Source organism: Rhizobium sp. ARZ01 (assembly GCF_014851675.1).
GTDB lineage: Bacteria > Pseudomonadota > Alphaproteobacteria > Rhizobiales > Rhizobiaceae > Mycoplana.
The window spans coordinates 1,708,104-1,725,928 of sequence record NZ_JACVAE010000001.1 but is presented as its reverse complement, the minus strand read 5'-3'; the positions used below and the strand labels follow the sequence as shown (position 1 = coordinate 1,725,928).

Sequence of the window (17,825 nt, the reverse complement as noted above, 5' to 3'; positions counted from 1 at the left end):
TGAAGAAAATGATCACGGACACTGCGGCTCATTCTGCGAGTGGGACCGCAGGGCCGAAGGGAACGAGGCCGCGCCGCACGCTCTCGTCGCGCAACATCATGGTCTACGGAACATTGCTCGTTGCCGCGGCCTATTACCTTCTGCCGCTCTACGTGATGATCGTGACCTCGCTGAAGGGAATGCCGGAGATCCGTCTCGGCAACATCTTCTCACCACCCGTGGAGATCACCTTCGAGTCGTGGGTCAAGGCTTGGTCGAGCGCCTGCACCGGCCTGAACTGCGACGGCCTCTCGCGCGGGTTCTGGAACTCGGTGCTCATCACCGTTCCCTCGACGGTCATCTCGATCGCGATTGCCTCGGTCAACGGCTATGCCCTTGCGAACTGGCGCTTCAAAGGGGCCGACGTCTTCTTCACGATCCTGATCGTCGGCGCCTTCATACCCTATCAGGTAATGCTCTACCCGATCGTCATCGTCCTGCGCGAGATCGGTCTCTACGGATCGCTGTCGGGCCTGGTCATCGTGCACACGATCTTCGGCATGCCGATCCTGACGCTGCTCTTCCGGAACTATTTTGCCGCGCTGCCGGAGGAACTCTTCAAGGCTGCCCGCGTCGATGGCGCCGGGTTCTGGGGGATCTATTTTCAGATCATGCTGCCGATGTCGCTGCCGATCTTCGTCGTGGCGATGATCCTGCAGGTCACCGGCATCTGGAACGACTTCCTGTTCGGCGTCGTGTTCACCAGGCCGGAATACTACCCGATGACCGTGCAGCTCAACAACATCGTCAACTCCGTCCAGGGCGTGAAGGAATACAACGTCAATATGGCCGCCACCATCCTGACCGGCGCCGTTCCCCTGATCGTCTACTTCGTTTCCGGCCGCTTGTTCGTCCGCGGCATCGCCGCCGGTGCAGTGAAAGGCTAAGTGCATGACCAGCGTTTCCGTCAAAGACCTGAAGCTCAGCTTCGGCCAGGTAACCGTTCTGGACAAGCTGAACCTGGACATCGCCGAAGGCGAGTTCCTCGTGTTGCTCGGCTCTTCCGGCTGCGGCAAGTCCACGTTGCTCAACTGCATTGCGGGGCTGCTCGACATCACGGATGGCCAGATCTTCATCAACGGGCGCAACGTCACCTGGGACGAGCCGAAGGACCGCGGCATCGGCATGGTGTTCCAGTCCTATGCCCTCTACCCGCAGATGACGGTGGAGAAGAACCTGTCGTTTGGGCTGCGGGTGGCGAAAGTCCCGCCGGCTGAAATCGACAAGCGGGTGGCGCGGGCCGCCGAGATCCTGCAGATCGGCCCGCTTCTGAAGCGCAAGCCATCAGAGCTTTCCGGCGGCCAGCGCCAGCGCGTCGCCATCGGTCGGGCGCTCGTGCGCGACGTCGACGTCTTCCTCTTCGATGAACCGCTGTCCAACCTCGACGCCAAGCTCCGTTCTGAACTGCGCGTCGAGATCAAGCGCCTGCACCAGTCGCTGAAGAACACGATGATTTACGTCACCCATGACCAGATCGAGGCGCTGACGCTTGCCGACCGCATCGCCATCATGAAAGGCGGCGTGATCCAGCAACTCGCCGACCCTGATACGATCTACAATGCGCCGAGGAACCTCTTCGTCGCCGGTTTCATTGGCTCGCCCTCGATGAATTTTTTGAGCGGTGAGATCGCAAGGGGAACGGACGGAAGGCCGGTCTTTGTTTCAAACGGCGTTTCCTTCTCACTCGATGCCTATCGTTCCGGCGAGACGCTCATGCCCGGACGCAAGGTCGTTCTTGGAATGCGTCCCGAACATGTGAAGGTCGACGAGCCGAACGCGTCCGGTGAGGTCCATGAGGCGATTGTCGATATCGAGGAGCCGATGGGCGCCGATAACCTCTTGTGGCTGAAGCACGCTGGTCACACGATGTCGGTTCGTACATCAGGTGCACGGCGGTTTGGTCCGGGTACCAAGGTCAGGCTCTCCTTCGATCCATCGCTTGCTTCGGTGTTCGACGCGGAGACCGAGGAGCGGATCTGACGGAGAGGAGGGGGCGGCGTTCCGCTGAACCGATCGACCCCGTTCAGCGTTTTTGCCCCTCATCCGCGGCCGACGCCTTCCCCCGCAAGCGGGGAGAGGCAGAAGCCGCAAAGTGTTCCATTCCCTCTCCCCGTTTTCGGGGAGAGGGCCAGGGTGAGGGGCATTTGCCTACCTCCAGACCAAAGTTTCGAGATCAAGCCGATGAATGCAGGACCCGACATCGCAGCCATAGACCTCCGTGGCACCTGGCAGCTCTCCATGCTGGAGGGCAGTCATGCAGCATCGATGCTGGTTCCCGGCGACGTGCACAGCGCATTGCTGGCCGCCGGCATCATTCCGGACCCCTATGTCAGACGGAGCGAGCGAGACGTGCAATGGGTGGCTTTGGCCGACTGGGCGCTGCAGCGCACCTTCCTCGTCACGCCGGAGATGCTCGAGGCGCGCTGGTATCTCGACATCGGCAGCATCGACACCATCGCCTCCGTCTATGTGAACGGTGTGCTGGTACAGGACGCGGACAATTGCTTCCGCCGCTACCGGCCGGATGTGACCGAGGCGTTGAAGGCGGGCGAAAACGTGATCCGCGTTGTCATACACTCGGCCAGCGCTGCGGGGGCGGCCCGGCAGGCGGAACAACCCTTCTTCGTTCCCTGGCATGAGGAGAATTCGCCGATCCCCAACGGCAACATGCTGCGCAAGCCGCAATGCCACTTCGGTTGGGACTGGAATCTTGCTGTCGCCCCGCTTGGGATCTACGAGCCCATCGTTCTGCGCAGGCTGGAGATCGCCCGCATCGAGCACGTGACGACGCGGCAATTTCATCACGCGGATGGCTCGGTCGACCTCTACGTTACGGCGACCTTCTTCGCCAAGGAACCCGGCATTCTGCCGGTGCACTTCTCGCTCGACGGCGAGCGCGTGCGGCTCGACATCGGCGTCAATGCCGGCGAGACAGTGCTGACGCACTTGTTCCATGTGGACGAGCCGAAGCTCTGGTGGCCGGTCGGAAGCGGCGAACAGGTGCTGTCGCGGGTGATGGTCGAGACACCGACCGAGACGGTGACACGCACGCTCGGGTTCCGCCGCGTCGAACTTTTGACCGACAAGGACGAGGCCGGCAGCCGCTTCGCCTTCCGCATCAACGGACGGGAAATTTTCTGCCGCGGTGCAAACTGGATCCCTGCGGATGCGCTTTTCTCGCGTGTCACACAGGAAGGCGTGCGCGACCTGCTGCAATCGGCCGTCGATGCCAACATGAACATGATCCGTGTCTGGGGCGGAGGCTTCTATGAGCCGGACTGGTTTTATGACCTCTGCGACGAGATGGGGCTGATGGTCTGGCAGGACTTCATGTTCGCCTGCAACCTCTATCCTTCGACTCCGGATTTCCTCGACAACGTCACAGCCGAAGTGGACTACCAGGTGCGTCGGCTCTCGTCACACCCCGCCATCGTGCTCTGGTGCGGCGACAACGAGCTCGTCGGTGCGCTCACCTGGTTCGACGTGTCGCGGAAGGATCGTGACCGCTACCTTGTCTCCTACGACCGCCTGAACCGCACCATCGAGCTGGCGCTGAAGAAGGCGGCACCCGGCGCCATCTGGTGGCCGTCGAGCCCCGCATCCGGCTATCTCGATTTCGGCGACGCATGGCATGCAGACGGTTCCGGCGACATGCACTACTGGTCCGTCTGGCATGAGAACAAGCCGTTCGAGAACTATCGCACCGTTCGCCCGCGCTTCTGCTCCGAGTTCGGTTTCCAGTCCTACACGTCGATACCGGTGATCCGGCAGTTTGCCGAGGAGAAGGACCTGAACATCGCCTCTCCGGTGATGGAATGGCACCAGAAGAATGCCGGCGGAAACGAGCGGATCGCGGCGACCATGTTCCGCTATTTCCGCTTCCCGAAGGATTTCCCGAGCTTCGTCTATCTCAGCCAGATCCAGCAGGGGCTCGCGATCCGCACTGCCGTCGAATACTGGCGCTCGCTGAAGCCGCATTGCATGGGAACGCTCTACTGGCAGCTCAACGACAGCTGGCCGGTTGCGTCCTGGTCGAGTCTCGACCACGGCGGCAGCTGGAAAGCCATGCACTACATGGCGCGCCGCTTCTACCAGCCCGTCGCCGTGGCGGCGATCCCGTCGCAGGATGGAGCGCGCGTCGACATTTCGGTTGTGAATGACACGGCTGCACCGGTTGAAATTGCCCTCGAGACTTTTCTCGCCACCCTTGCCGGCGAGAAGCGATCTTTCCACGACGCGATTGGGATGTGCGGGCCGGATCGCGCGGAAACGCTGCTTTCCATCGATGCCTCGGCTTTGCCTGAAGACACGCTGCTTTTCTGGAGTTTTGCGGTTTCGAACGGCATGCGCGGTGAGGGGCATTACGCGCCCGTGGCCTACAAGGCGCTCGATCTATTACCGACCGGCTTGAAGCTCGTGGCGCGCCGGCGGGACGACGGCGCCTACGACGTCATCGCATCGGCTGATACGTTGGCTCTTTATGTTTTAGTCGAGGCAAATGTACCAGGGCGCTGGTCGGACAATGCTTTTGACCTTCTGCCAAGTGAGCCGCGCACACTCGTCTTCACCCCGAGCCAACCGCTTGGGCCTGATCAGCCGGCAATCTTCCACGCCATCGATCTTCATTCCTGCCAATCCCCTAGCGGCTAGGCCGCTACATCCCAGTCAAACCCATACATATCGAGGAGACAACCTTGCAGAACATAAGTTTCCAACTCTACAGCGCCCGCAACTTCCAGCCGTTTGCCGACGTGTTCCGCCTGGTTTCGAGTGCCGGCTACAAGCAGGTCGAGGGTTATGGCGCGCTCTACGCCTCGCTCGACAACAAGGCGGTCGCGGCCACAAGGGCCGATCTCGACCGGAACGGTCTCGCCATGCCGACCGCCCATTTTGGCATCGACATGTTGGAGAATGAAGTCGACCGCGTGTTGGAGATCGCGCGCACGCTCGGCATCAAGGCAATCTACTGCCCCTATCTGCTGCCCGATCAGCGCCCTACGGATGCGGCTGGATGGCGCGCGTTTGGCGAGCGTCTGCAGAAGGCTTCCGTTCCCTATCGCGAGGCTGGGCTCGATTTCGGCTGGCATAACCACGACTTCGAGTTCTTTGCGCTGCCTGACGGAGCGTTCCCGCAGGACCATATCTTCGACGGCGGGCCTGATCTCTCCTGGGAGGCGGACATTGCCTGGATCGTACGGGGCGGCGCCGATCCCTTCGCCTGGATCAAGAAATATGCCGATCGCATCACCGCCGTGCACGTGAAAGACATCGCCCCGGTGGGGGAGAACAAGGACGAGGATGGCTGGGCGGATGTGGGGCACGGCACGGTGCCGTGGGGCGAACTTCTGAAGGCGCTGGCCGCCACAAAGGCGAAGTATTTCATCGTCGAACACGACAATCCCAAGGACCTGAAGCGGCTGACCGAGCGCTCGATCGCCTCGATCCAATCCTATTGACCAGTCGCCACGCTCAGCGATCAAACGAAAGATGAAGGACATGACCAAGGAACTCGGTGTCGGCATCATCGGATGCGGCAACATCTCCACCACCTATTTCTCGCTGGCGCCGCTCTTCAGGGGCATCAAGGTTGTCGCCTGCGCGGACATCAACATGGCGGCGGCCGAGGCCCGGGCCGCCGAATTCAAGGTCGAGGCACAGACGATCGAGGCGTTGCTCGCCAATCCGGCGGTCGACATCGTCGTCAACCTGACGATCCCTGACGCCCATTATTCCGTCTCCCGGGCGATCCTCGAAGCGGGCAAGCATGTCTACTCGGAAAAGCCGCTGGTGCTGTCGCTGGAGCAGGGCGAGGAACTGCGGCGGATCGCCAGGGAAAAGGGGCTTTCAGTCGGGTGCGCGCCGGATACCTTCCTCGGCGGCGCGCATCAGCTTGCCCGCGCCCATGTGGACGCCGGCAAGATCGGGCGGATCACGTCGGGTACCTGCCATGTGATGAGCCCGGGCATGGAGATGTGGCATCCGAACCCGGACTTCTTCTTCCTGCCGGGCGGTGGCCCGGTGCTCGATCTCGGGCCCTACTACATCGCGGATCTGGTCAATCTCATCGGTCCGGTGAAGCGCGTGGCGGCACTGAGTTCCATGGCATCGGATACCCGTACGATTACCAGCCAGCCGCGCGCGGGCGAGGTGATCCCGGTCAAGACGCCAACGACAATCCATGCGCTTCTGGAGTTCCATAGCGGCGCCACGATCACGCTCGGCGCGAGCTGGGATGTCTGGTCGCATCGCCATGCGCCGATCGAGCTCTACGGCACGGAAGGATCGATCTTCGTGCCCGATCCGAACTTCTTCGGCGGTGTGGTCGAAGCAAGCGGTCGGAACAAGGAAATCGCACCGCTCAAGATGTGGGATCATCCCTTCGCCGTCGACAACCAGATCCACCCCGGTGGCCCGAGAGCGAACTATCGCACAGCCGGTCTGGCCGATATGGCGAATGCGATCCTGGAGGGGCGGGACGCCCGCTGCTCGCTGGAGCGTGCATTGCACGGCGTTGACGTCATGGTGTCCATCCTGAGGTCCGGGGAGGAGGGGCGTTTCATCGAGCTTAACACTACATGTACCCAGCCAGCCGCTTTCGGCATCGAGGAGGCGCGCGCATTGCTGCGCAATGCTGGTTCTAAGCCGAAGAAGAAGGCGACGACGCCTCCCAAGGCGAAAGCGGTGCCGCAGAAATCACGTGCACGGGCAGAAGCTTAAGGACCGGTAGAGGGTGCCGCGCCACAAACGTTGCAGTTGCCCCTTGTGAGAGGTGCCCGGGCGGGAGTATCCATTCCCGCCCGTATGATAGCAGAGGAAGATCATCATGGCCTGGCAGCCTGCGGAAAACCGCTACGACACCATGAAATACAACCGCGTCGGACGCTCCGGCTTGAAACTGCCGGCCGTCTCTCTCGGCCTGTGGCACAATTTCGGCGGTGATACGCCGCACGAGCGGAAGGTCGAGATGTGCCGCACCGCCTTCGACCTCGGCGTCACCCATTTCGACCTCGCCAACAATTACGGCCCGCCCCCCGGCTCGGCCGAGACGGCCTTCGGCGAGATCCTGCGCACCGATTTCCCCGGTCTGCGGGATGAACTGATCATCTCATCCAAGGCCGGCTATGACATGTGGCCCGGTCCCTACGGCGAGTGGGGCAGCCGCAAATACCTGATCGCCTCCTGTGATCAGAGCCTGAAGCGGATGGGTCTCGACTATGTCGACATCTTCTATTCGCACCGCTTCGACCCCGACACGCCGCTCGAAGAGACCTGCGCGGCACTCGATCATATCGTGCGTTCGGGCCGTGCCCTATACGTCGGCATCTCGTCCTACAATTCGCAGCGTACGCGCGAGGCGGCGGCGATCCTGAAGGATCTCGGCACGCCCTGCCTGATCCACCAGCCGAGCTATTCGATGCTGAACCGCTGGATCGAGCAGGACGGACTTGTCGATACACTCGAGGAACTCGGCATCGGATCGATCGTGTTCTCGCCGCTCGCGCAGGGAATGCTGACTGCGAAGTATCTCGGCGGCATTCCGGGCGACAGCCGCGCGGCCCAAAACCATTTCCTCAAGAAGGATTTCATCCGTCCGGAGATCATCGACAATATCCGCAAACTCAGCGAGATCGCCGAGAGACGGGGCCAGACGCTGGCGCAGATGGCGATCGCTTGGGTTCTTCGCGGTGGACGGATCACCTCGGCCCTGATTGGCGCCAGCCGTTCTTCGCAGATTGTCGATTGCGTCAATGCGCTCAAGAAGCCAGATTTTACTGCCGAGGAACTTGCGGAAATCGACCGTTATGCGCGTGAGGCAGACATCAACCTCTGGGCCCGGTCGGCCGAACTCGAATAGTCGAAGGTCCCTGGCGTGTAGAAAAACCCTCGCTGTCCTGCGGAGAGCGAGGGTTTTTTATGCCGTTGCTGGACACGCTTGTCAGGATGCTGCGCCGACGACACCCGCATGGGCCGGGAAGAAGCGCTCCAACCCGCGGCGCTTCCCGAACAGGATGTCGTGCTGCAGGAAGCGATAGTCGCGAATGAGCGGGTCGATGTTCTTCTTGCGCGACCAGTCAGCTGTTGCCTTCCCGTCATTGCCGATCAGCTGGTAGCGGTCGACGATGTCGTAGCGCTGCTGAACGCGGCCGAGAAAGCCCGTGTAGTAGGGATGCTCGAAGCCCGCCTGGGTGAGGATGTGGTAGGGCAGCAGCGCCGGGCTGATCGTGCCGATATCTTCCTTAACGCCGGTCTTGTTGGACCAGACGATGAGCGGTGTCTCGTGCTCGCGCTTCATCTGCTCGACAGAGGCCCGGCGGGCAGCCGTGACATCGTTCATGTAGCCGGCGGAGGTGTAGACGGTGTTCAGCGGCGGCAGGTGATCGCCGAAGACGACGATGATGGTCTCGCGGTCGCGGTTGCTGGCCCAGTCCATCAGCGTCTTCAGGCTGTCATCCGCTTCCTTCACGCCTTGGGCGTAGGTGGAAAGCGCCTGCTGATCGGCCAAGGGCAGATTGCCTTCAACCTTGATGGTGTTCTTCGCGTAACGGTTCGGCTCATAGGGGCCGTGGCCCTGCAGCGTTACCGTGAAGAAGAAGAACGGGTCCTGCTGCGCGTCGGCCTGGCGGATGATCTCCTTCGTCAACGCCTCGTCGGAGGTGAAGATGCCCCGCTTGCTCATGACCGGCATCGTCTCTTCCGTGCGGAAGGTCTCGAAGCCGAACGATTGGTAGACGGATGTGCGGTTCCAGAACCAGCCGGCGAACGGATGGATGGCGCGCGCCGTATAGCCTTCGCCGCGGAAGAAGGTCGCAAGCGAAGGGATCGGATCACGCACGTACTGCTGGTAGGGAATGCTGCCCGTCGGCAGGAAGGCATTGGAGAAGCCGGTCAGAGCCTCGAACTCCACATTCGCCGTCAGGCCACCGAATTCCGGCGAGAAGACAGCACCGGTGGTATTCTGTCGGACTACGGGCATCGGGTCCGGGGTGAGCTTCACGTTCTTCAAACGCGTCGGGTCCCAAAGCGACTCGCTCATGACGACGATCACGTCAGGCTTGCTGCGATGGCTGGTGCCGGCCGGAAGGGGCTCCTGATAGATGTGGTCGATCGCATCGGCCGAATAGCCGGCGGGCGCCTTGACGTTCGCCATCGGCAAGTTGATCGCAAAGGCGAGCATGAAGCCGTTGTGCCGGTAGTTTTCCGTCTGGTCCCACATGATCGGGAAGACGTTGAGGCGGTCACGAACCCAGGAGAACTGGTTGTAGTCCATGATCGAGGCGAAGCCGGTGAGCAGCGGTACGGCGATTGCCAGTCGGAGGGCACGCTCTTTCAAGGTCAGCGGACGGAAGCGCTTCCAGGCGAGGACCCAGACCGAAACAAGCGCAGCTATCGCAGACACGGACCCGATCGCCACGAACGCAGCTGTCCATGGCCGGTCACGAACCAGCGCCGGCATCAGTTCCATGATCTGACGGCCAAATAGAAGGTCGGTAGGGTACAGCGGATCGGTCAGGAAGATCTGCTTCTGCTCAGAGACGAAGGCAAGCAGGACCGCGATTGGCGCAAGCACCAGCACCGCCTTGTGCTGGCGGCCGATTAACGCGTCAAAGCCGAGGAATGCAAGAAGAAACAGGGCGCAGGTGGTCCAGCCGGGCTGTGCATAGGTCGTCAGAAAGGTAACCGTGTCACCGGTTGATTTGCGCGTGATCAGTTCGACAACGGCGACGGTCACGACGGCGAGGAGGAACGTGAGGCCGACGGAACCAACCATCGTCATTGTCTTGGCGAGACGGGCGGGGCGGCCTGACTCGGCGGCAAATCCCTTCTCGACGGCGGTCGTCGCCACGGCAGAACTTACAAGGGTCACGCACTACTCCAGGCTTCATAAAAGTTTTATTCACTTGTCATATCCCTGTCATCTTGAACAGGGGATGAATGGTTACCGTGGCGGCGACTCCAGTCGCGATCTATCCCGCTTGATGGCCAGGCAAATGGCCGATTTCAGGCACTTGACCGCGGGACCTCACAGAAACCAAATACCCTTCATTTTCAAACCGTCCGTCATGCTCTAAAGAGCATCCTGAGGCCCGATCTAACGTTGGGGGCGAGGGCTGATCGAGGACGGAAATGACCGATAACAACAGGACGACACTCCGCATTGCGGTTGCGCAGCTCAATCCGACGGTGGGGGACGTTGCCGGCAATCTGGCCAAGGCACGTGAAGCGCGCGCCGATGCCGCGCGCCAAGGGGCGGACCTGCTGCTTTTGACGGAGCTCTTCATTTCCGGCTATCCGCCGGAAGATCTCGTGTTGAAGCCTGCGTTCCTGAAGGCGTGCCATGCGGCAATCGACGCGCTGGCCGCCGATACCGCCGATGGCGGGCCCGGGGTCGTTGTCGGTTTTCCCCGGCAGGGTGTGACCGGACGACACAATTCGGTCGCCGTCCTCGATGGGGGCAGGATTCTCGTTTTCCGCGATAAGCTCGACTTGCCGAACTACGGAGAATTCGACGAGAAGCGCGTCTTCGTCGAAGGCGCCATGCCTGGACCGGTCAACTTTCGTGGCGTCCGGCTCGGAATTCCGATCTGCGAGGAGATCTGGAACGAGATGGGCGTTTGCGAGACGCTGGCGGAAAGCGGAGCGGAAATCCTGCTCGTGCCGAACGGTTCGCCCTACTATCGCGGCAAGGTCGACGTGCGCTATCAGGTGGCGTTGCGGCAGGTGATCGAGACCGGCTTGCCGATGGTCTTTGCCAATCAGCTTGGCGGACAGGATGAACTGGTGTTCGACGGAGCGAGCTTCGGCCTGAACGCCGACAAGTCGCTGGCCTTCCAGATGAGCCAGTTCGAAGAGACGATCGCACTCGTCACCTGGAAGAAGGAGAACGGCATCTGGCGCTGCGATGGCGGGCCGATGTCCAAGCTGCCCGAGCAGGAAGAGGCCGACTACCGCGCGTGCGTTCTGGGCTTCCGCGACTATGTCAACAAGAACGGTTTCAAGAACGTGATCCTCGGCCTTTCCGGCGGTATCGATTCGGCGATTTGCGCGGCGATCGCGGTCGACGCGCTTGGAGAGGAGCGCGTGCGCTGCGTGATGCTGCCCTATCGCTACACTTCGAAAGAGTCGCTGAGCGATGCCGCGGCCTGCGCGAAAGCGCTTGGATGCCGCTATGACATCGTGCCGATAGAAGCGCCGGTCACCGGCTTCATGGATGCCCTATCAGATCTGTTCGAAGGCACCGAGTCCGGCATCACCGAGGAGAATCTGCAGAGCCGCGCTCGTGGCACCATCCTGATGGCGATCTCGAACAAATTTGGCTCGATGGTGGTGACGACCGGAAACAAGTCCGAGATGTCGGTTGGCTACGCGACGCTCTATGGTGACATGAACGGCGGCTTCAATCCGATCAAGGACCTCTACAAGATGCAGGTCTACGCCTTGTCACGCTGGCGAAACACGACCGTGCCGCCTGGTGTGCTCGGCCCATCCGGCGAGGTGATCCCGAAGAACATCATCGATAAGGCGCCTTCCGCCGAATTGCGCCCGAACCAGACCGACCAGGATTCGCTGCCGCCGTACCCGATCCTGGACGATATACTGGAGTGCCTCGTTGAAAACGAGATGGGTACCGAAGAGATCGTCGCGCGGGGTCATGACGAAGCGACCGTCCATCGGATCGAGCATCTGCTCTACATAGCTGAATACAAGCGCCGGCAATCGGCACCCGGCGTGAAGATCACGAAGAAGAATTTTGGTCGCGACAGGCGCTATCCGATCACCAACCGCTTCCGTGATCGCTGACAAAAAGGGGGCAAACGACGATGCGCAGTTCGGTTGAGATCCACAATATCAAGACAGGACTGACGCGCGTCGTCTGGCAGACCGACCAGTTGGTGGAGGCGCCGAACTTCGCACGGGACGGCAAATCACTGGCCATCAATGGTGACGGGCGGCTCCACCGGTTGCCGCTCGACGGCCGCCCGCCGGTCCCGATCGATACGGGATTTGCGGTCCGCTGCAACAACGACCACGGCCTGTCGCCGGACGGTCGATGGCTTGCGATTTGCGACAAGACGGAGTTCGGCAAATCGGCCATCTACATTTTGCCGGCCGAAGGCGGAATGCCGAGACTCGTTACGCCGAATCTGCCGTCCTATTGGCACGGCTGGTCACCGGACGGAAAGAGCGTCTGCTACTGTGGCATCCGCGGCGATCTCTTTGATATCTATACAATTCCGATCGAGGGCGGCGAGGAGAGACGGCTGACCTTCGGCGAGGGGAAGAATGACGGGCCGGACTGGTCCGCAGACGGGCGAATCTATTTCAACTCGAGCCGGTCCGGCCGCATGCAGATCTGGAGCGTTCGGCCGGATGGTGGTGTAGCCGCGCGCGTCACCGACAGCCCGTGGGAGGATTGGTTCCCTCATCCGTCACCGAGCGGGCGGTATTTGCTGGTGCTTTCCTTTGACGCCGGTGTCTTCGACCATCCCCGGGACCAGCATGTCCGATTACGGTTGATGGATGCTGATGGCCGAAATGATCGCGTGCTGTTCGACCTGTTCGGCGGACAGGGCACGATGAATGTGCCGAATTGGTCACCTGACGGCGATGAATTTGCCTTCGTGCGCTATGAGTCCGCAGGCTGATGCAATCGGCCATCGTGTTTGCCGAGCCTGCTCGTGGTATTGATTCCCCAATCCTCACGTCCATTAAGCTTTCGGAAACCAGTCCGCTTAAGTGAATATTCCCGCTTTCGCATTAGCATCCCCGAAAAATAACATATAGGGCGGCATGGGCCGCGGGCATGTCGGTGGGGAAAGACATGGCGAATGCTGGGGCTGAAAGTCCGGTTGGGAACCGGGGCAGCGTCAAGATCATGATTGGTCTTGCGGCGGCGGCTATCGTCGTCCTCTTCGCTTGTGCCAATTTCATGGTGCTGGACTACGCGAGCCGGCAGGCGAATGATTTCGTTGCAAGCACGGAAAAGACGCTCGTCAAGAACGAGTTCCGCCACCAGATCGAACAGGTGGTGCTCTATCAAAGCGGCATGTCCGTCTGGGACAAGAGCTTCGATGAACTGGGCGACGGCTCGTTCAGTGACGACTTCATCCGCAGGGAGTTGCGCGATTGGCTCTGGAGTGATTTCGGCTTCTCATGGATGGTGTTCACCAAGCCTGGCCAGGAGACGATCCTTGCAGTCCACGACGGCGATGTCGTCAATGCGAAGGAAGCCGACAACCTTCTTTACTGGGTCAGCGATCTCACCAAACGGGCCGAGGGTGCCTACTACGCGGCGTTGCGTCGTACGCGTGACGGCTGGCTCCTTGCGAAGCCGCCGGAAAGTGGCGATGAGCTATCGCCCGCATTGGCGCACATCAATGTCACCGGCATGCGGATGATCGATGGGACGATGAGCATCATCGTGGTGCAATCAGTCGTCCCCAAGCGGCTCTTCATTCCGGACGCGCGCAAGACGCCGGTGCTGCTGGTAACCGTCAAGCCGATTTCGGCAAAGATGCTCGCGAACTCCGAGCGGCGGCTGGGGCTGAAAAACCTTGGATTTTCTGCGATTACGACCGAGGACAAGGATCTCTTGCTGACCGGCGTCGGCGGCGATGCTTTCAATCCGATGGCGGCGTCGTGGCGCCCAAACCGTCCCGGCTCTTTTGTCTGGTCGATGGCAATGCCTCAAATCACGGCCCTGGTTGCGATGTTCGTCGTGGTCATGGGTTTCGTCACATTCAAGTTCTCATCGCTGGTGCGCGCCCTGCAGCGAAGCGAGTCGCGCAACGCCTTTCTCGCCCGGCATGACGCGCTTACGGGACTGCTCAACCGCTCCGGCTTCGATGATACGTTGAAGGATATGCTGGAAAAGGGAGGCGGCGAGCCGTTCGCGGTCTTCGCGATCGACCTTGATCAGTTCAAGGCAGTGAACGACCGACATGGTCACGCGGCCGGCGATGCTGTGCTGAATACGGTCGCATCCAGGTTCTTGGGCAGGGTCGGCAGCAAGGGCATCGTGGCGCGCCTTGGTGGCGACGAGTTCGCCGTATTTCTTCCCGGAGCGGTGGACCGGCAGGATCTCCTCGATCTTGCCAATGGGCTGGTGCGCGACGCGCAAGTTCCGATCCCGTTCGCAGGGCAGATACTGAGCGTCGGCAGCAGCGCAGGTATTGCCGCGTACCCCGATCACGGAAATACTGTGCACGACATCATGGTAGTGGCAGACGCAGCCCTTTACGCCGCCAAGAACAGCGGTCGCAACCGCGCGGTGTTTGCGATGTCTGGTGACGGCGAGGCGAAAGGCGACATCGAAGCGGCCTGACCGTCGCGTCTCTCACGCTCCAACTGCGACACGTCACCGTCGGTGCCGGTCTTGCATCGCCGGCTCCAACATGCGCAGGTATCACCGTCAGGTGCCCTTGTGAAAGCAAGGGAGAATCGGGAATTCGGTGGGGCCGCCATCCGGACTGGTGTCAGGTCTCGAAGCCGAAACGTGCCCAACGCTGTGACGGGGACGGCCAAGCCTGGAAGATGCAAGCTTCCAATTGCCACTGGTATTGCAGCCGGGAAGGTAGGGGCGGTCGAGGGAACCGGAGTCAGAAGACCGGCCTGGCGAGATAGACCAACCCGCGCGGACGGCGGAAGGTATTCAGCATTGTTGGGGAGATGACGATGCGACCTCTGCCGACGGATGATCTCATCCGTGCACAAGCCTTTTCGCCCGATGAACGCGCGGCCGTGTACTATGCGATTGAAACGCGACGTGATGTGCGCGACCAGTTCCTGCCGGAACCGCTTCCGGCTGATCTGGTCGAGCGACTATTGAATGCGGCGCATCGGGCGCCCTCCGTGGGTTTTATGCAGCCCTGGAACTTCATTGTCATCCGCGATCGGGAGGTGCTTACAGCCGCGCACAAGGCATTCCAGCGGGCAAACGAAGAGGCGGCGGCGATGTTCGCCAGCGAACGGCAAGAACTTTATCGCTCGCTGAAACTCGAGGGGATTCTGAAGGCGCCGCTCAGCATCTGCGTGACCTGTGATCCCGACCGCGGCGGCGCCGTGGTTCTCGGGCGCACGCACAATCCGCGCATGGATGTGTACTCGACTGTGTGCGCCGTCCAGAACCTTTGGCTCGCAGCGCGGGCAGAAGGGGTCGGCGTCGGGTGGGTCAGTATTTTCCACGATGCGGATATCCGTTCGCTACTCGGCATTCCCGAGCGGATCGAGATCGTCGCCTGGCTCTGCGTCGGGTTCGTCGATCAACTCTATCGTGAGCCGGAGCTTGCGCTGAATGGCTGGCGGCAACGGCTGCCGCTGGAGGAGCTAGTCTATTCCGACCGATGGGGAAACAGGCGCTAAACGCGCCAGACCGGAAAAGGTCTACTTCGGGCCTGCGGGATTGCGCAGATCGATCGCTCCCTCCGGGTCTGGCAAGAACACGGGGCCGACGTTGCGAACCTTGTCTTTCACCGGGTCATAGGGTCGTTCGATGACAACCTTGTCGGCTGTTTTCGCCTGCCCAACGGGTCGCATACGGATTGTCGTCACGGAGCCGACGTTCTCCTTGATCGCGCCCTGTGCGCTATCGCCGGCGCCAGTCCTAGTCGAGTTGTTGCGCATGCTCCGATGATAGGCGGACAGGTCACACCCGCAGTCTCTCGGTTTCGAGAAATCAGGCGTACGATAGGCGAAGGCCGTCGGCAGTTGCGCGTAGAGCCGGCCGGTGACGGTGGAAACCATCTCGCCGCTGTCGAGGGAATTGAGTGACTGGTAATAGAGCTCGGTTTCCGTCTGCGGGCACATCCTGGCGCACGCCCGCTGGTCTCGACGAAAGTCGAGCGGGGAGGCGCCCTGTGTCATCGGGAAAAAGCCGCCGTCGCAGGTTCGCACGCAGACCGTGCGTAATCGGCCTCCCGGCGTACCGCTGCCGCCGTAACGGGTCGCCAAGCCATCGTCGGGTAATCCATCTGCCGTCGCCCGATCATAGGCCTCGTCGGGATCCGAGCTGCCGACACCGCGACAGCCGTTCAACTCGATCTCGGCAAGAATTTGAACGCGGGCTTCCTGATAGCTTCCAAGGGAAGCAAGTTCGCCTTGTCTTGCGAAGAGACCCTTGATGTTGCGTTCCATTCGTTCGATGGCGGATGCAATCTCGCTGCATTCGCGCGCACTTGATGTCCTGAAGACCGTAACGCTGCCGGTGCTGCACCCAAGTTGTCGGAGATCGGCTCTGGCTTGTTCCAGTTGGGCGCTCAGTTGCGCGACGGGGGACGAATGACTTCCGGCATCGTTGATGGGGATATCCACCTGGGGCAGGCTCGCCAGGCGTGACTGGAGATCATCGCAGACATCTGACGCCCGCGCGGGAACAACGAGGGTGCAGGCGAGGGCGGCGGTTGCCAGAACCATCAATCGGCGCAAGCGCAGGGGCACTGTGGTGGCTCCGAACAGGTAGAATAGCTGGCACAGGACGCCACCCATCATACGTTGCTGGGGTGGCGGCGCAACGTGCTCATGTAAATGTGATTAACTGCCTTGACGATCATCAACGATAGCTGATTTTTGAAATCATGTTGGTATCGGCGGATGGAATTGATATCGCCTTGCCCATGGTGTAGCAAAGTGAAACCGGCGGGCTGGTGATGCTGGTAGTGCTCTAGATTGCGATACCATTCCGGCCAACCTATCCGATTGCGTCCACACCCACAGGTTTTGCATGCGCCTCACTTCTGTCCTGCTGAGTCCATTCTATGCCCTCCAGCTTGCATCGGGTGCCAAATCCTTTGCGGATAATCCGATCATCGGCAGCAAGACGCTGAACAAGATGGGTCTGCACGCGAAGCGTGTTTCCGTAGCGATGGACATGGCTGACTGGCGGCGCAAGTCGCTTGCCAATCTCGTTACGCCGGAGCAGCGACGCGAGTACGAGGAAAATGGCTTCGTCAAGATCGAGAATTTTCTCCCGCCCGAGGTCTTCGCGAAAGTTACAGCGGAGCTGGAAAACAGCGATTTCGACCGCTACGACATGCTGCAGGGGACGACAGTTACTCGCCGCGCGCTGATCGACGACAGCGACCTTGAGCGTTTGCCTGGCTTCAAGGCAGCACGCAACGACCCGCGCATGACGAACCTCCTGCGCTATGTCTCCTCGCACGACGGCCAGCCTTTGCTCGTCGTGCAGGTCGTGATGGCGCTGCCTTCGACGCCGTCGAAGGAGGCTGCTGCCGACCCGCAAACGGCGCTGCACAGCGACACTTTTCAGCCAACCGCCAAAGGCTGGTTGTTCCTAAAGGATGTGGGCGAGGAAGATGGGCCGTTCTCATACGTTCCGGGCTCGCACAAGATCACGCCACAGCGCCTGGCCTGGGAAAAGCGCATCAGCGAGAACTCCGACACGATCGAGAACAAGTATTCCGCGCGCGGCTCTCTGCGGATCATGCCGGAAGAGCTGGCGGCGCTTGGCTATGGCCAGCCGATGAAGATGGTCGTCAAGGCGAACACGCTGATCGTCGCTGATACGCACGGCTTCCACGCACGTTGCCCGAGCTACAAGGCAACGACGCGCGTCGAGATCTACGGCTCGCTCCGCCGAAATCCGTACCTGCCTGTCACCGGCCTGCACATCGCCTCGCTTTCCTTCATCAGGGCGCGTGTCAACCGACTGATCATCGGCGCCATGGGACTTCGCGGCAAGCTCGGCCTAAAGGGCTCGCCCTGGGTGCCGGCCGGCTACGGCAAAGCGCTCGAGTGGTCCAAGCGGTTGAAACAAAAGTAGGTCGACCGTG

General features: G+C 61.0%; 12 protein-coding genes, 1 pseudogene and 1 riboswitch. Of the genes and pseudogenes, 11 read left to right on the top strand and 2 right to left on the bottom strand.

Features of this window, described 5'->3' with window-relative positions; all coding sequences use genetic code 11:
• The first annotated feature begins 8 nt into the window (after positions 1 to 8).
• The 6 genes and pseudogenes from IB238_RS08245 to mgrA all read left to right on the top strand — a co-directional run bounded on the left by IB238_RS08245 (position 9) and on the right by mgrA (position 7,894).
• A complete protein-coding gene (locus tag IB238_RS08245; RefSeq protein ID WP_192247513.1) occupies positions 9 to 926 on the top strand; it encodes a carbohydrate ABC transporter permease in 918 nt (305 codons plus the stop codon).
• Between the two features lie 4 nt (positions 927 to 930).
• Positions 931 to 2,019 (top strand): ABC transporter ATP-binding protein, encoded by a 1,089-nt coding sequence (locus IB238_RS08240; protein WP_192245193.1) that lies wholly within the window; start codon positions 931 to 933, stop codon positions 2,017 to 2,019.
• Positions 2,020 to 2,220: 201 nt separating this feature from the next.
• Complete coding sequence (locus IB238_RS08235; protein ID WP_192245191.1) at positions 2,221 to 4,689, top strand: glycoside hydrolase family 2 protein; 2,469 nt, start codon at positions 2,221 to 2,223, stop codon at positions 4,687 to 4,689.
• A 44-nt stretch (positions 4,690 to 4,733) separates the two neighbouring features.
• Entirely contained in the window at positions 4,734 to 5,495 is a 762-nt protein-coding gene (locus IB238_RS08230) for a sugar phosphate isomerase/epimerase (RefSeq protein ID WP_192245189.1), read from the top strand.
• A gap of 40 nt (positions 5,496 to 5,535) precedes the next feature.
• Positions 5,536 to 6,666, top strand: a pseudogene (locus IB238_RS08225) (Gfo/Idh/MocA family oxidoreductase); the annotation flags it as partial.
• Between the two features lie 196 nt (positions 6,667 to 6,862).
• Positions 6,863 to 7,894, top strand: a complete 1,032-nt coding sequence (gene mgrA, locus IB238_RS08220) for an L-glyceraldehyde 3-phosphate reductase (RefSeq protein WP_192245185.1) — start codon at positions 6,863 to 6,865, stop codon at positions 7,892 to 7,894.
• An 81-nt stretch (positions 7,895 to 7,975) separates the two neighbouring features.
• On the opposite strand, the gene IB238_RS08215 is transcribed toward mgrA, so the two are convergent.
• A complete protein-coding gene (locus tag IB238_RS08215; protein WP_348648249.1) occupies positions 7,976 to 9,883 on the bottom strand; it encodes an LTA synthase family protein in 1,908 nt (635 codons plus the stop codon).
• Positions 9,884 to 10,164: 281 nt separating this feature from the next.
• On the opposite strand from IB238_RS08215, the gene IB238_RS08210 reads away from it, so the two are divergent.
• From IB238_RS08210 to bluB, 4 genes are all read left to right on the top strand, one after another.
• The gene (locus IB238_RS08210) at positions 10,165 to 11,838 is read left to right on the top strand and encodes an NAD+ synthase (RefSeq protein ID WP_192245183.1); all 1,674 of its coding nucleotides are present in this window, start codon (positions 10,165 to 10,167) and stop codon (positions 11,836 to 11,838) included.
• A 20-nt stretch (positions 11,839 to 11,858) separates the two neighbouring features.
• On the top strand, positions 11,859 to 12,683 hold the full coding sequence (locus IB238_RS08205) for a PD40 domain-containing protein (protein WP_192245182.1): 825 nt from the start codon (positions 11,859 to 11,861) through the stop codon (positions 12,681 to 12,683).
• Between the two features lie 176 nt (positions 12,684 to 12,859).
• Complete coding sequence (locus IB238_RS08200; RefSeq protein WP_192245180.1) at positions 12,860 to 14,362, top strand: diguanylate cyclase; 1,503 nt, start codon at positions 12,860 to 12,862, stop codon at positions 14,360 to 14,362.
• 72 nt (positions 14,363 to 14,434) lie between these two features.
• Positions 14,435 to 14,668, top strand: a riboswitch (cobalamin riboswitch).
• Positions 14,669 to 14,712: 44 nt separating this feature from the next.
• Positions 14,713 to 15,399 (top strand): 5,6-dimethylbenzimidazole synthase, encoded by a 687-nt coding sequence (gene bluB, locus IB238_RS08195; protein ID WP_192245172.1) that lies wholly within the window; start codon positions 14,713 to 14,715, stop codon positions 15,397 to 15,399.
• A 21-nt stretch (positions 15,400 to 15,420) separates the two neighbouring features.
• Here the strand turns inward: bluB and IB238_RS08190 are convergent, their stop codons facing one another.
• Positions 15,421 to 16,473 carry a DUF2865 domain-containing protein gene (locus IB238_RS08190; protein WP_192245170.1) on the bottom strand — a complete coding sequence of 351 codons (1,053 nt, stop codon included), beginning with the start codon at positions 16,471 to 16,473 and terminating at the stop codon, positions 15,421 to 15,423.
• A 283-nt stretch (positions 16,474 to 16,756) separates the two neighbouring features.
• On the opposite strand from IB238_RS08190, the gene IB238_RS08185 reads away from it, so the two are divergent.
• Positions 16,757 to 17,815 carry a phytanoyl-CoA dioxygenase family protein gene (locus tag IB238_RS08185; protein WP_192245168.1) on the top strand — a complete coding sequence of 353 codons (1,059 nt, stop codon included), beginning with the start codon at positions 16,757 to 16,759 and terminating at the stop codon, positions 17,813 to 17,815.
• The last annotated feature ends 10 nt before the right edge of the window (positions 17,816 to 17,825 follow it).